At 72.1% G+C, this 13,656-nt stretch carries 5 protein-coding genes (1 of these 5 only partly in view); 1 reads left to right on the forward strand and 4 read right to left on the reverse strand.

Features of this window, described 5'->3' with window-relative positions; translation table 11 throughout:
* On the reverse strand, positions 1-10,689 hold the 5' portion of the coding sequence (locus AB0C38_RS13315; RefSeq protein ID WP_360671415.1) for an SDR family NAD(P)-dependent oxidoreductase. The gene continues 5,568 nt to the left of window position 1, outside the view; the window shows 10,689 of its 16,257 coding nt (coding positions 1-10,689); it begins with the start codon at positions 10,687-10,689; its stop codon lies beyond the left edge, outside the window.
* 202 nt (positions 10,690-10,891) lie between these two features.
* On the opposite strand from AB0C38_RS13315, the gene AB0C38_RS13320 reads away from it, so the two are divergent.
* On the forward strand, positions 10,892-11,428 hold the full coding sequence (locus tag AB0C38_RS13320; protein WP_360671418.1) for an EF-hand domain-containing protein: 537 nt from the start codon (positions 10,892-10,894) through the stop codon (positions 11,426-11,428).
* A gap of 149 nt (positions 11,429-11,577) precedes the next feature.
* On the opposite strand, the gene AB0C38_RS13325 is transcribed toward AB0C38_RS13320, so the two are convergent.
* From AB0C38_RS13325 to AB0C38_RS13335, 3 genes are all read right to left on the reverse strand, one after another.
* Positions 11,578-11,988, reverse strand: coding sequence for a hypothetical protein (locus tag AB0C38_RS13325; protein WP_360671421.1), 411 nt, complete (start codon positions 11,986-11,988; stop codon positions 11,578-11,580).
* Between the two features lie 174 nt (positions 11,989-12,162).
* Complete coding sequence (locus tag AB0C38_RS13330) at positions 12,163-13,155, reverse strand: NAD-dependent epimerase/dehydratase family protein (RefSeq protein WP_360671424.1); 993 nt, start codon at positions 13,153-13,155, stop codon at positions 12,163-12,165.
* 24 nt (positions 13,156-13,179) lie between these two features.
* Complete coding sequence (locus AB0C38_RS13335) at positions 13,180-13,629, reverse strand: MerR family transcriptional regulator (RefSeq protein WP_360671427.1); 450 nt, start codon at positions 13,627-13,629, stop codon at positions 13,180-13,182.
* Between the last annotated feature and the right edge of the window lie 27 nt (positions 13,630-13,656).

Here is a 13,656-nt window from a genome sequence, read left to right on the forward strand (position 1 = left end):
GTCGAGGTTCGCCGCGCCGGCGACCTTCGCGCGCATCACCTCGGCGGGGTCATCGATCTCGGTCACGGGGGTGCTGTGCTGGCCGGCTCCGGCGGCGTGCACCACGGCCGTCAGGTCCGGCAGCGACGCGAGCAGCTCCCGGACCGCGTCCCGGTCGGCCACGTCACAAGCGGCGAAGGTGACCTTGTCCCCCAGTTCGGCGGCGAGCTCGGCCGCGCCGGGGGTGTCGGGACCCCGGCGCCCGGCCAGGACCACCCGCTCGGCGTCGTTCCGGATCAGCCACCGGGCCACGTGCGCGCCGAGTCCGCCGGTTCCCCCGGTGACCAGGACGGTTCCGCGCGGCCGCCAGACTTGCCCCGTCCGGTTGCGTGGTGCGCGCACGAGACGTCGCGCGTAGGTCCCGCCGGCCCGCACCGCGACCTGGTCCTCGTCGCCGGAGAGCACTGCGGCCAGCCTGCCGAGCACCTCGCCGTCGACGTTCTCGGGCAGATCGACCAGGCCGCCCCAGCGCCGGGGGTGCTCGAGCTCGATGGTCAGTCCGAGGCCCCAGATCTGCGCCTGGTCCGGTTGGCGCACGACGTCTCCTGGTGCTGCCGCGACGGCGCCGGACGTCACCAGCCACAGCGGCGCGTCGCTGTCCTCCAGCATCCGGACCAGCGTCAGGGTGTCGTCCACCGCGAGCAACGACAACACGCCGACGGCCTCGCCCAAGCGCTCGGAAAGCCGGCTCAGCGCGACGACTTCCACATTCGGGCCGAGATCCGCGGTGCCGCCGTCGGGTACCACGGCGAGCCAGCGTCCGGTCAGGGTCTGCGGTGTCCCGGGCAGCTGCCGCCAGGCGATCCGGTACCGCCAGTCATCCATTGTGGACGCTTCGGTTCGGTGCCAGTACCGCTGGTGCTGGAAGGCGTAGGTGGGCAGATCCACCAACCGTCCGGCTCCGAGCAAAGGCATCCAGTCGACCTCGACGCCCTGCACGTACGCCTCGGCCAGGGAGGTCAGGAACCGCTCGAGTCCACCGTCGTCGCGGCGCAGTGAGCCGACGGCAATGCCGGGCAGGTGCATGGTGAGCACCGGGTGCGGGCTCATCTCCAGGAACACACCGTCACCCAGCGACTCGATGGCCCGCTCGAACTGCACGGTCCGGCGGAGGTTCTGGTACCAGTACTCGGCGTCGAAGGTCGCCGTCTCGAACACCGTGGAGCAGAACGGGATCTCCGGTGGATTTGGGATGATTTCTCCCAGGGCCGCCAGCAGCTCGTCCCGCACCGACTCCACGTGCACCGAGTGCGACGCGTAGTCCACCGCGATCCGCTTGCCGGGGACAGTCAGCAGAAGCTCATCGATCGCCTCGGGATCTCCCGACAGCACCACGGAAGCCGGACTGTTCACGACCGCCACCGACAGCCGGTCATCCAGCACGTGACCTTCCGGGAGCGTCACCGATGCCATCGCACCCCGGCCGGAGAGTTTCTCGGCGATGAGCCGGCTCCGAGCCACCACGACCCGGGCACCGTCCTCGAGCGACAGCGCTCCCGCGACGCAGGCCGCCGCGATCTCGCCCTGCGAATGCCCCACCACTGCATCCGGCTCGACACCCAATGACCGCCACAACCCGGCCAGTGACACCATCACCGCCCACAACGCGGGCTGGACCACCTCGACGCGTTCACTGTTCAGCGCGCCCCGCAAGTCGAGAGGCGCCAACGCGACCGCACACCGATCCATCCACTCCGCGAACACCGGCGACGACTCCCACAACTCCGCCGCCATCCCGATCCACTGTGAGCCCTGGCCGGGAAAGACGAACACCGTCTTCGCCACCGGACCGACAGCACCTTCGACCACTCGATCGCCCAGGAGCACCGCGCGATGGTCCAGAGCGGCACGACCGCACACCAGCGAATAGCCGACATCGACAGCCGCTCCCGGCCACTCGGACAGCCGCCCGATCTGGTCCCGCAGAGCGACATCTGACTTGGCGGACACGACCCACGGCACCGGACCACCGTCCGGCCGCTCGCTCGGCTCGGGAGCCGGACCTTGCTCGATGATCACGTGCGCGTTCGTCCCGCTGATCCCGAAGGACGACACCGCCGCCCGTCGCGGCCGGTTCGCCTCGGGCCACGCCACCGGCTCCCGCACCAGCGTCACCGCGCCGGATTCCCAGTCCACGACCGGCGAAGGCTCGTCCACGTGCAAGGTGGACGGGACGACGCCGTGCCGCATGGCCAGGACCATCTTCATCAAGCCGGCCATGCCGGACGCGGCCTGGGTGTGGCCGATGTTGGACTTCACCGACCCCAGCCACAGCGGTTCGGCCCGGCCCTGGCCGTAGGTCGCCAGCACGGCCTGCGCCTCGATCGGGTCGCCGAGCCGGGTGCCGGTGCCGTGTCCTTCGACCACGTCCACGTCGGCCGGCCGGAGACCGGCGTTCGCCAGCGCCTGCCGGATCACCCACTGCTGGCTCGGGCCGTGCGGCGCGGTCAGGCCGTTGGAGGCGCCGTCCTGGTTGACCGCGCTGCCCCGGAGGACCGCCAGCACCCGGTGCCCGTGGCGGGTGGCATCCGACAGCCGTTCCACCACCACCAGACCCACGCCCTCGGCCCACCCGGTGCCGTCGGCGGCCCCGGCGAACGACTTGCACCGCCCGTCGGCGGCCAGGCCGCCCTGCCGGGCGAACTCCTCGAACAGCACCGGCGACGACATCGCGGTCACCCCGCCGGCCAGCGCCATCGTGCTCTCGCCGCGCCGGACCGACTCGGCCGCCAGGTGCAGGGCCACCAGCGACGACGAGCACGCCGTGTCGACCGAGATCGCCGGGCCCTCGGTCCCCAGCACGTACGCCACCCGGCCGGACACGACGCTCCCGGCGCCGCCCGTCAAGCCGTAGTCGCCGTCGGTCCGGTAGTCGCCCCGCATCACGCCGATGAAGATGCCGAGATCACTGCCTCGCACGGACGACGGATCGATCCCCGCCCGTTCCAGCGCCTCCCAAGAGCACTCCAAGACCAGCCGCTGCTGCGGATCCATTCCCTGCGCTTCCCGGGGCGAGATCCCGAAGAACTCCGCGTCGAACCCCGCCACGTCGTCGACGAACCCGCCGAAGCCAGTCCCCCAGCCCCGATCCTCCGGGAACGAAGACACGACGTCTTGTCCGTCCGCCACCACGTCCCACAGGTCCTCCGGAGAAGCCACTCCACCCGGGAAACGGCACGCCATCCCCACCAGGACGACCGGGTCCTCTTCGGACATTCGGCGCACCGCGGGCTTCTCTGCGGGTGCTCGTTCCAGCAGCCGGTCGGCTATCGCCTCCGGCGTCGGGCAGTCGAAGACCAGCGTGCTGGGCAGCGCGATGCCGCAGGCCGCTGCGATCCGGTTCCGCAGCTCGACCGCGGTCAGCGAGTCGAACCCCAGCTCCCGGAACGGCCGTCCGTGCGCGATGGCCTCCGGCGACGGGTGCCCCAGGACCGCGGCCGCCTGGGCGCGAACCAGGTCGAGCGCGGCCTGGTACCGCTCGGCCTCGGGGATGTCTGCGAGCGCCCGGCCACGGTCCACGGTCGCGGCTTCGGCCAGATCGCGCACCATGGCGGAGTCCGTACGCAAGGCGCGCGGATCGATCCTGGTCGCGACCACTACGGCGCGGTCGGCGCCCAGTGCCGCGTCGAACAGGTCCAGGGCCCGCTCGGTGGACAGCGGAGCGATTCCGTCGCGGGCCAGTCGCCGGCGTTCGAGCTCGCCGACCCCGCTGGTCATGCCGCTCTGCTCATCCCACAGGCCCCAGGCCATCGACACCGCGGGCAGGCCACGGGCCCGCCGATGGGCCGCCAGCGCGTCCAGGAACGCGTTCGCCGCCGCGTAGTTGCCCTGTCCCGCCATGCCGACCACGCCCGCCATCGACGAGAACAGCACGAACTGGGACAGGTCCTTCGTCAGCTCGTGCAGGTGCCAGGCGGCGTCCACCTTCGGGGCCAGCACCGCGTCCAGCCGCTCCGGGGTCATCGACTCGATCAGGCCGTCGTCGAGGACACCCGCCGCGTGGACGACGGCATCGACCGGGTGGTCCGCGAGCAACCGGCCCACCTGGTCACGATCGGCGACGTCGCAGGCGACCACCTCGACCGTCGCCCCCAGCTCGGCCAGTTCGGCGCCCAGCCCGGCCGTCGCGGTCCGGCTCACCAGCAGCAGCCGCCGGACGCCGTGCGCGGTCACGAGATGCCGGGCCAGCAAGCCACCCAGCGTTCCGGTCGCGCCGGTCACCAGCACCGTCCCATGCAGCGCGGGACCGGGCTCGGCGGTCAGCTTGCGGAGCCTCGGGACCAGGACCGCACTGTCGCGGACGGCCTGCTGGGGTTCGTCCAGCCCCACCACGTCCGGGAGGGAGCCGGACTCGTCCAGGTCGACGAGGACGAACCGGCCGGGGTGCTCGGCCTGCGCCGAGCGGACCAGCCCCCACACCGGGGCGTGGACCAGGTTCGGGTCGGCGCCCGTAGCGTTCCGCGTCACCAGGACCAGCCGCTCGTCCGGCGGGTGCTCGGTCGCCAGCCAGTCCCGGGTCACGTCGAGGACCTGCTTCAGGACCTCGCGGACCGCCTCCACCGGAGCTTTGTCCGGTTGCGGGCATTCGAAGACGGTGGTCGTCGCCGGCTTCCCGGCCGGAGGCGCGGGCTTCCAGTCCACTTCGTACAGCGTGCGGCGGACCTGGCCCACCGGGCGGAGTGTCAAGGATTCGATCGTGGCCACGGGCGTGCCGTCGGCGTCCGTCAACGCCACGGCGAAAGCGCCTTCACCCGCCGGTGTCAACCGGACTCGCAAGGTAGTCGCATCCGTTGCCGTGTAACGTACTCCGGCCCACGCGAACGGGACCCGCAAGCCACCGCCGTCGAGCAGCAGCGGGTGGAGCGCCGCATCGAGCAACGCCGGATGCAGGGCGAACGCGGCCGGCTCGGGAAGCAGGTCGACCTCGGCGAACAGCTCGTCACCGCGCTGCCAGGCCGAACGCAGTCCCCGGAACGCGGCCCCGTACTCGAAGCCGGTGTCGGCCAGCACGTCGTACCGGATGTCCAAGGGGACCGCGTCTTCCGGCGGCCACACGGCTGGGCCGAACCCCGTCGGCGGCTCGGTCGCGGCCAGCGATCCGCTCGCATGCTTGCGCCACTCGGAGTCGCCCGTCGACCGCGCGTGCACGCTCACCGGCCGGCACCCGGAGCCGTCGACCGCACCCACCAGCACCTGCACGTCCACCACGTCCTGGGTGGACAGTTCAAGCGGCGCCTCGACCGTGAGCTCCCGGACGGTCGCCCACTCCAGCCGGGCGCCCGCGTGTCGCGCCAGTTCAAGGAAGCCGGTGCCGGGGAACAGGACCTTGCCCGCCACGACGTGGTCGGCGAGCCAGGATTGCGCGCGCAGCGAGATCCGGCCGGTGGACAGCGATCCGGCGCCGTCGGCCAGCTCGACCGTGGCCGCCAGGATCGGGTGTGCCGATCCCGTCGCCGGCCGGGCATCGAGCCAGTACTGGCGATGCTGGAAGGGGTAGGTCGGCAGATCCACCAGCCGTCCGCCGGCCAGCAGGGGCATCCAGTCGACGTCGACGCCGTGCACGTACGCCTCGGCCAGCGACGTCAGGAACCGCTCGAGTCCACCGTCGTCGCGGCGCAGCGAGCCGATCGCGATGCCGGGGATGTGCGTGGTGAGCACCGGATGCGGGCTCATCTCCAGGAACACACCGTCGCCCAGCTTGTGAATGGCCTGGTCGAATTGGACGGTCTGACGAAGGTTCCGGTACCAGTATTCGGCGTCGAAGGCCGCGGTCTCGGACACGGTGGAGCAGAACGGAATCGTCGGCTGACTCGGCGTGATCCCTTCCAGCGCGGCGAGAAGCTCGTCCCGCACCGGCTCGACCTGAGCCGAATGGGAGGCGTAGTCCACCGCGATCCGCTTGCCCGGGACGGTCAGCAGAAGCTCATCGATGGCTTCGGGATCCCCGGACACCACGACGGAAGTCGGGCTGTTCACCACCGCCACCGACAACCGGTCGTCCAGCACATGGCCGTCCGGAAGGGTCACCGACGCCATCGCACCCCGGCCCGACAGCCTCTCCGCGATGAGCCGGCTGCGTGCCACCACGACCCGTGCGCCGTCTTCCAGCGACAACGCACCCGCCACGCAGGCGGCCGCGATCTCCCCCTGCGAATGGCCCACCACCGCATCCGGTTCGACACCACAGGATCGCCACAACCCGGCCAGCGACACCATCACCGCCCACAACGCAGGCTGAACCACCTCCACCCGCTCGCTGTTCAGCCCGTCCCGCAAATCGAATCCAGGACCCAGCGCACTCGCACAGCGATCCATCCACTGCGCGAACACCGGCGACGACTCCCACAGCTCCGCCGCCATCCCCACCCACTGCGAACCCTGGCCCGGGAAGACGAACACCGTCTTGGCCACCGGCCCGACGGCACCTTCGACCACCCGATCACCGAGCAGCACCGCGCGATGCTCCAGAGCGGCACGACCGCACACCAGCGAATAGCCGACGTCGACGCTCGATTCTGGGCACGCCTTGAGCCGGTCCCGCAACCTCGAAACCTGCTCCCGCAAGGCGACCTCCGACCGAGCGGACAGCACCCACGGCACCAGACCAGCCTTCGGCCGATCGGCGACCTCGGCGACCGGCCCCTGCTCGATGATCACGTGCGCGTTCGTCCCGCTGACGCCGAAGGACGACACCCCCACCCGGCGCGGCCGTCCCACCTCGGGCCACGGCGTCTGCTCCCCGACCAGCTCGACCGCGCCCGCTTCCCAGTCCACAAAGGACGATGGCCGGTCGACGTGCAGGCTGGCCGGCACCACGCCGTGCTGCATCGCCAAGATCATCTTCACCACACCCGCCACCCCCGCAGCCGCCTGGGTGTGCCCGATGTTCGACTTCACCGACCCCAGCAAGACCGGCTGGGCTCGATCCTGGCCGTACGTCGCCAGCACCGCCTGCGCCTCGATCGGATCACCCAGCCGAGTCCCGGTTCCATGCGCCTCCACGACATCCACATCGGCGGAAACCAGACCCGCGTTCGCCAGCGCCTGCCGGATCACCTGCCGCTGCGCACGACCACTCGGCGCCGTCAACCCGTTCGACGCACCGTCCTGGTTCACCGCGCTCCCGCGGAGCACAGCCAGCACCCGATGGCCTCGGCGGCGGGCCTCGGAAAGCCGTTCCACCACCACCAGACCCACACCTTCGGCCCACCCGGTGCCGTCGGCGGCGTCCGCGAACGACTTGCACCGGCCGTCGGCCGCCAAGCCGCCGTTGCGCGCGAACTCCTCGAACAGCTCCGGCGACGACAACACGGTCACCCCGCCGGCCAACGCCATCGAACACTCGCCGTCGCGCACGGACCGTGCCGCGAGGTGCAGTGCCACCAGCGAGGACGAGCAGGCCGTGTCGACCGACATCGCCGGGCCTTCGGACCCGAGGACGTACGCGACCCGCCCGGACACGACGCTCGCCGCGCGGCCGGTGACCCCGGCACCTTCCCCGCCCATCACCCCGACGAAGACGCCGAGATCGGTGCCCCGGACCGTCGACGGGTCGACCCCAGCCCGCTCCAAAGCCTCCCAGGAACACTCCAGGACCAGACGCTGTTGCGGGTCCATGCCGAGCGCCTCGCGCGGCGAGATCCCGAAGAAGTCCGCATCGAACCCGGCGACGTCGTCGAGGAACCCGCCGGCTCCGGCCCCGGTGCCCCAGCCCCGGTCCGCCGGAAACGAGGACACCACGTCCCGGCCTTCGGCCACCACGTCCCAGAGGTCCTCCGGCGAAGCGACCCCACCCGGGAAACGGCAGGCCATCCCCACCACCACGACCGGATCGTCGGCCGCCGCCGCCCGGATCGCGGGCGCGTTCTCGCCGCGGCCGCCGGTCAGGTGGGCCGCCAGGTCGGTGCAGGTGGGGTGGTCGAACAGGACCGTGACGGACAGGTCCTCGCCGGTGTCCGCGGCGAGCCGGTTGCGCAGCTCGACCGCGAGGTGCGAGTCGATCCCCAGTTCCCGGAAGGTCGCCTCCACCGCGACGGCTTCGGGCGTCGGGTGTCCCAGCACCGCGGCGGTGTGCGCCCGCACGAGACCCAGCACGTCGCGAGGCGCCTCGCGCACCTCGGGTTCGGGCGCGGTCTCGTCGAGCCAGTAGCGCCGTCTTTGGAACGCGTAGGTGGGCAGCCGGACCCGGCCGCCGTCGAACGCCCGTCCCCAGTCCGGTGCCCGCCCGCGCACGTGGAGCCGGGCGGCCGAGGCCAGGACCTCGTCCAGTCCGCCCGCGTCCCGGCGCAGCGAACCGACCACCAGCGCGTCCTCGGCGACCTGCTGCACCGGCGAGGTGAGCACGGGGTGCGGGCTGGACTCGACGAAGAGGTCACAGCCCAGTTCGGTCAGCGACCGGGTGGCGCGCTCGAACTCGACCCGCTGCGACAGGTTCCGGTACCAGTACGACGGGTCCAGCTCCGTGCCCGCCAGCACGCCGCCGGTCACCGTCGAGACGAACGCGACGTCCGTGGCCACCGGCCGGATGCCGGCCAGTGCGGCGAGGAGCGGTTCGCGCAGCGGCTCCATCAGGGGTGAATGCGACGCGTGCCGGACGTTCACCCGCCGGACCCGGACACCGTCCCGTTCGCAGCCGCCGACGAACTCCGCCACCGCCGCCACGTCGCCGCCGACCACGGTCGAGGTGGGTCCGTTCACCGCGGAGATCCACACGCGCTCGGTCAGCCTGGGTGCCACTTCCCGCTCCGGCAGGGAGACCGAGGCCATCGCCCCCTCGCCGAGCAGGTCGCGAAAAGCCTGGCTGCGCCGGGCCACGACCTTCGCCGCGTCCTCGAGCGACAACGCCCCCGCCACGCACGCGGCCGCGATCTCCCCCTGGGAATGGCCCACGACGGCGTCCGGCTCGATGCCGAAGGACCGCCACACGGCGGCCAGGGAGACCATCATGGCGAACAGGGCCGGCTGGATGACCTCGATGTCGTGCACTTCCCCGCGCACCACGTCGAGGAGCGAGAAGTCCACGTGCGGCGCCAGCGCGTCGGCGCATTCGTGCATCCGGCCGGCGAAAACCGGGGACGATTCCAGCAACGCCGTGGCCATTCCGCGCCATTGCGTGCCTTGCCCGGGGAAGACGAAGGCGACCTTGCCCGTGCGCCGCGCGACTCCCGTAGTCAGCCCGGGAAACGGGATGCCCTCGGCGAGGGCGGTCAGGCCGGGGAGAAGACGGTCGCGGTCCGGCGCGATCAGCACCGCGCGGTGGTCGAAGGACGACCGGGTCGTGGCCGAGGAGCGCGCCGCGGCCGCCAGGTCCAGCTCCGGGTGCGTCTCGAGGTGCTCCCGCAGCCGCACGGCCTGCTCCTGCAACGCTCGCCCGGTCTTGGCCGAGAGCACCCAGGGCGCCACCCGCGACCCGCGTGGCACCGCGGTGCCGGTCCATTTCTCCAGCACGACGTGACAGTTGGTGCCGCCCATGCCGAACGAGCTCACCCCGGCGAGCCCGGCCCCCGGCCAGGCGCCCGGGTGGTCCTGGACGCGGATCTTCAACGCGGCCAACGGGATCTCGGGATTCGGGGTGCTGAAGTTCAAGCTCGCCGGCAGCTCGCCGTGCTCGAGGCTGAGCACGGTCTTGAGCAGGCCAGCCACGCCCGCGGCGCCTTCCAGGTGGCCGATGTTGGTCTTGACCGAGCCCACCAGCAGCGGCCGGTCGGGGCGCCGGCCTTCGCCGAGGACCACGCCGAGGGCCGCGGCTTCGATCGGGTCGCCGAGCTTGGTGCCGGTGCCGTGCAACTCCACGTACCGCACGTCGGCCGGGTCGACGCCGGCCCGCGCGTAGGCCAGCCGGAGACATTCCTCCTGCGCGGCCCGCTCCGGCGCGGTCAGGCTCGCGCCCCCGCCGTCGTTGGTCACGGCGCTGCCCCGGATCACGCCGTGGATCAGGTCGCCGTCGGCCACCGCGTCGGCCAGCCGCTTGAGGACGACCAGCCCACCGCCCTCACCGCGGACGTAGCCGTTGGCCCGCGCGTCGAACACCTGGCATTTGCCATCCGGAGAAAGCCCGCCGAACCGCACGGCGGTCAGGGCGCTGTCCGTGCTCAGGTTGAGGGTGACGCCGCCCGCGAGCGCCAGCGTGCACTCGCCCGCCAGCAGGCTCGCGCAGGCCGTGTGCACGGCGACCAGCGAGGACGACTGTGCCGCGTCGACCACGAAGCTGGGTCCGCGCAGCCCCAAGGCGTAGGAGACGCGGTTGGCGATCATCCCGCGCTGCACGCCGGTCATGGAATGCGCGCTGATGTCCTGCGCACGCCGTAGATCCGTGTAGTCCTCACGGATCGCGCCGACGAACACGCCCACGTTCCCGCCCGGCGGCAGGCCGGCGTCCTCGAACGCCTCCCAGCCCAGCTCCAGCATCAGCCGCTGCTGCGGGTCCATCGCCGCCGCCTCGCGCGGGGAGATCCCGAAGAACGCCGGGTCGAAGTCCCCGACGCGGTCCAGGAACCCGCCCCGGCCCAGGCCCGGATCCACCCGATCGGCCGGTACCCCGGTCACCGCGTCCGTGCCGGTCCTCAGCAGCTGCCAGAACGCGTCCGGATCGGGCGCCCCCGGGAACCGGCAGGACATCCCCACGACCGCGACACCTTCGGAAATCCCCATGTCCCATGCCCCCGGGCGGTGTGGTCCGAATCCGGTCAAAAACATACCGATCGGTACGATCCGAACTCCACCCCTAGCCGCCTCGCTAGGGGCGACCTCACCGTCCGTGAAGTGCCCGCCCGCCGGCGGAACACCGTCGGCGATCCGGTCCACCTTTCGTGCGACTGCCCGATACCGCCGACCGGCCCTAGAGTTTCAGGCCATGACCACCGCCCTGAGGACCGAGCACGAAGTCAAGCGATTCGAGAAATGGGACGCCAACGGGGACGGCGTCATCGATCGCACGGATTACGACGCGGAGGCCCGCCGCATCGTCGAAGCGTTCGGCGAGACCACGACCAGCGACCGCGGCCGCGCCGTCCGGGACGCCCTGCTCGCGATGTACCAGCGCCAGGCCGAAGCCGCGGGCGTCGGCCCGAACGGCGCCATGAACCAGGACCAGTACGTCGCCGCCAACCGGGAACTGATGTACGACCGCGGCGACGACGGGTTCGAAGACCTGCTCCGCCCGACCATCGCCGCGATCGCCGACCTGTGCGACACCGACCGCGACGGCTACGTGAGCAAGGTCGAGCTGCGCCGCTGGCTGGGCCCGGCGGTGGGCCTGAGCGCCGCCGACTCCGACGCGACGTTCGACCGCATCGACCTCGACGGCGACGGCCGGCTGACGGTCGACGAACTCGTCATCGCCGTCCGCGAGTTCCACTACGGACGCTCGGACATCCGCCTGCTCGGCTGACCCAGGAATGCTGGACCAAGGCCGACCGCCGCCGGAGGAGTCGTTGCCGGGCAACGTCTTCGTCCATCAGCGGGGGAAGGCGGCCGCTCACCAGGCCGCGCCGGCCGCCGCGATGCGCCACCACGTCGACGCCGCCCGGCGCCGGCCGGTCAGCAGTAGACGTTGCCGCAGACCGCCAGGATGAACGCGGTGGCCGACAACGTTTCGGTGGCTCCGTCCTGGGTCAGGGTGACCGAGACGGTGACCTCGTCGTCGCCGGTCAACCCGTCGATCCGGCAGCCGGCCCCGGTGGTGCACAGGCCGGGCGCGGTCTGGTAGCCGGCGGGGACGTGCCAGGTGTAGGTCGTGCCGGCGGCCGCGCCGCCGACGGCGAACCCGGCCGAGTAGGGAGCGTGGAACTTCGCGCTGTTGTGGCAGTTCCCGTTGTACGAGCCCACCGGACCCGGCGATACCTGGCACCCGTAGGTTTCGCCACCCAGGGCCGCGGCGGGTCCGGCGGTCAGCACGCTGATCCCCGCCGCCAGCGTGAGGGTCGAAACCAAGGCCGCGATCTTGCGCACGTGGTACCTCCGGAAGAAGGGGTTTCTGGACGACGAAAGGACGATACAGAGCCTCGACATCCCTCAGGTAGCGCCGAAAGAGTGCGGGGAATTCCGCCGGTGAAGCCCCCTGCTCCGCACGCTCGACGCCGTACTCGTTGGTGCCACACGAAAAGCAAGACGGATGGCGCCCCGCTACCCGGCTCGGGCGGCCAGGAGGCTGCGAGCGGTGTCGGCCACGGTCTCCTCGACCGGACGTGACCGCCACCCGAGCACGCTCCGCGCCTTGTCCGTGCGGATCACGGGCACGCGCCCGAGGCGGGCGGCCGCTTCCCGCAGGGCCGGGTCGGTCTCGGCCGCGGCCCGCACCTGGTCCGCGGTCAGCTCGGTCGTGGTCACGTCGTGCCCGCTCGCGGCCAGGATCCGGGCGATGTCCAGGAAGCTGATCGCCCGCCCGGCCGCGGCCAGGAACCGCTCCCCCGCGGCGCGCGGGTGGGTCATCGCCCGCACGTGCAGGTCGGCGGCGTCGCGGACGTCGACGACGCCGAAGTACAGCGGCGGCACCACGGGCAGCGTCCCGTCGAGCATCCCCCGCACCAGCGCGACCGACGAGGACGGGCGCCCGCCGAGGACCGGGCCGAAGATGCCGGCCGGGTTGATCACCGTCAGCTCCGGGCCGCCGGTGGCCTGCTCCCACGCCGCGCGCTCGGCGATCACCTTCGACCGGACGTACGCGCTGTTGGGGTCGGCCGGGTCGGTCCAGTCGGCCTCGGTGTACTCCGCCCGGGGGACGGCGCCGTAGCCCACCGCGGCGAACGACGAAGTCAGCACGACCCGCCGCACCCCGGCCTCCCGGGCGGCGGTCAGGACGCGGACGGCGCCGTCGCGGGCCGGGCGGATCACCTCGTCCTCGTCTTCGGGTGAGGCGGGCGGGAACGGGGAAGCGACGTGGAGCACGTAGTCCACGCCGTCGGTCGCCGCCGCCCAGCCGGCGTCGGCACCCAGGTCCGCGGCCACCACCTCCAGGTCACCGGGCCCGACGGCGGCCCGGACCTCGGCCGCCCGGTCGAGGTCACGCACCGTGGTGCGGACCCGGTGCCCGTCGGCCAGCAGCCGCACGATGGTGTGCCCGCCGAGGTGGCCGGTGCCGCCGGTGACCAGGACGAGGGATCGGTTGTCTTCGTTCATGTGCGGAGTTCCTTAAAAGGATCGTCAGAATCGGTCGATGAGGGCGACCAGGCGCGGGACGAGCCGCCGCGCCGCGTCGGCGTCACCGCGGTCGCGGGCGTCCCAGAGCCGCGCCTTCAAGCGCAGGTAGTCCAGCCGCAGCCGCAGCCGCTCGATCTCGGCCTCGAGCCGGTCGGCCTGGTGGTCGAACAGCGCACGCTGCTCGGCGGCGGCCGCGTTCCCGCGCGCGAGGAGGTCGAGGTAGCGGCGCAGGTCCTCGACGCGGAGCCCGGCCGAGCGCAGGCACCCGAGCGAGTCGAGCACGTCCATGGTCTCGGCGTCGTACCGCCGGTGCCCGCTGCTGGGATCCCGCGGCACCGGCCCGACCAGGCCGATCTGCTCGTAGTAGCGCAGCGTCGGCTCACTCAGCCCGCTGCGCCGGGACGCCTCGAGGATGGTCAGCCACACCTGCTCGCCCGCAACTCCTGTCGCCATGGCACCAGCATGCGGAACTTCAAGCAC

This window comes from Amycolatopsis sp. NPDC048633 (genome assembly GCF_040650695.1).
Taxonomy (GTDB): Bacteria; Actinomycetota; Actinomycetes; order Mycobacteriales; family Pseudonocardiaceae; genus Amycolatopsis.